1 rRNA gene is annotated in these 2,284 nt (G+C 57.0%); it reads left to right on the top strand.

From position 1 onward, the window contains the following. Positions 1–103: 103 nt before the first annotated feature. Positions 104–2,284, top strand: a 23S ribosomal RNA gene (locus ACWGKJ_RS34830); the annotation flags it as partial.

Raw genomic sequence — 2,284 nt, 5'->3', positions numbered from 1 at the left:
CTGTGTCTTCGGTATGCCGGCCCCAGTGCACTCGCCCTTTGTGGGTGGGGTGATGGGTGGTTGGTCGTTGTTTGAGAACTGCACAGTGGACGCGAGCATCTGTGGCCAAGTTTTTAAGGGCGCACGGTGGATGCCTTGGCACCAGGAACCGATGAAGGACGTGGGAGGCCACGATAGTCCCCGGGGAGCCGTCAACCAGGCTTTGATCCGGGGGTTTCCGAATGGGGAAACCCGGCAGTCGTCATGGGCTGTCACCCATGCCTGAACACATAGGGCATGTGGAGGGAACGAGGGGAAGTGAAACATCTCAGTACCCTCAGGAAGAGAAAACAACCGTGATTCCGGGAGTAGTGGCGAGCGAAACTGGATGAGGCCAAACCGTATGTGTGTGATACCCGGCAGGGGTTGCGCATGCGGGGTTGTGGGGTTGCACTTCAATAGTCTGCCGGCTGTTGGGCGAGTCAGAAACCGTTGGTGTAGGCGAAGGACATGCGAAAGGTCCGGCGTAGAGGGTAAGACCCCCGTAGCTGAAACATTGACGGCTTGCTTGTGTGATTCCCAAGTAGCACGGGGCCCGAGAAATCCCGTGTGAATCTGGCGGGACCACCCGCTAAGCCTAAATATTCCCTGGTGACCGATAGCGGATAGTACCGTGAGGGAATGGTGAAAAGTACCGCGGGAGCGGAGTGAAATAGTACCTGAAACCGTGTGCCTACAAGCCGTGGGAGCGTCGCTCATGTTCTTCGGAATGTGGGTCGTGACTGCGTGCCTTTTGAAGAATGAGCCTGCGAGTTAGCGGTGTGTAGCGAGGTTAACCCGTGTGGGGAAGCCGTAGCGAAAGCGAGTCCTAAGAGGGCGTTTGAGTTGCACGCTCTAGACCCGAAGCGGAGTGATCTAGCCATGGGCAGGTTGAAGCGGCTGTAAGAGGTCGTGGAGGACCGAACCCACCAGGGTTGAAAACCTGGGGGATGACCTGTGGTTAGGGGTGAAAGGCCAATCAAACTCCGTGATAGCTGGTTCTCCCCGAAATGCATTTAGGTGCAGCGTCGTGTGTTTCTTGCCGGAGGTAGAGCACTGGATAGGCGATGGGCCCTACCGGGTTACTGACCTTAGCCAAACTCCGAATGCCGGTAAGTGAGAGCGCGGCAGTGAGACTGTGGGGGATAAGCTCCATGGTCGAGAGGGAAACAGCCCAGAGCATCGACTAAGGCCCCTAAGCGTACGCTAAGTGGGAAAGGATGTGGAGTCGCAGAGACAACCAGGAGGTTGGCTTAGAAGCAGCCATCCTTGAAAGAGTGCGTAATAGCTCACTGGTCAAGTGATTCCGCGCCGACAATGTAGCGGGGCTCAAGCGTACCGCCGAAGTCGTGTCATTCCAGCACATACCCCCAACGGGGGCTGGGATGGGTAGGGGAGCGTCGTGTGCCGGGTGAAGCAGCCGTGGAAGCGAGTTGTGGACGGTTCACGAGTGAGAATGCAGGCATGAGTAGCGATACACACGTGAGAAACGTGTGCGCCGATTGACTAAGGGTTCCTGGGTCAAGCTGATCTGCCCAGGGTAAGTCGGGACCTAAGGCGAGGCCGACAGGCGTAGTCGATGGACAACCGGTTGATATTCCGGTACCCGCTTTGAAACGCCCAGTACTGAGCCCATTAATGCTAAGGCCGTGAAGCCGCCCTGGAGCCTTCGGGCAAAGGGGAGTGGTGGAGCCGCTGAACCAAGGTGGTAGTAGGTAAGCGATGGGGTGACGCAGGAAGGTAGTCCAGCCCGGGCGGTGGTTGTCCCGGGGTAAGGGTGTAGCCCGTCATCTAGGTAAATCCGGATGACATGGTGGGTGAGACCTGATGCCGAGCCGATTGTGGTGAAGTGGATGATCCTATGCTGTCGAGAAAAGCCTCTAGCGAGTTTCATGGCGGCCCGTACCCTAAACCGACTCAGGTGGTCAGGTAGAGAATACCGAGGCGTTCGGGTGAACTATGGTTAAGGAACTCGGCAAAATGCCCCCGTAACTTCGGGAGAAGGGGGGCCACACCTGGTGATCCAATTTACTTGGTGAGCTGGGGGTGGCCGCAGAGACCAGCGAGAAGCGACTGTTTACTAAAAACACAGGTCCGTGCGAAGCCGTAAGGCGATGTATACGGACTGACGCCTGCCCGGTGCTGGAACGTTAAGGGGACCGGTTAGTCACTCTTCGGGGTGGCGAAGCTGAGAACTTAAGCGCCAGTAAACGGCGGTGGTAACTATAACCATCCTAAGGTAGCGAAATTCCTTGTCGGGTAAGTT

This window comes from Streptomyces sp. NPDC054757 (genome assembly GCF_053612185.1).
Note: the sequence above shows the minus strand (reverse complement) of the source record. Positions and strands in the feature narration are given on the sequence as shown.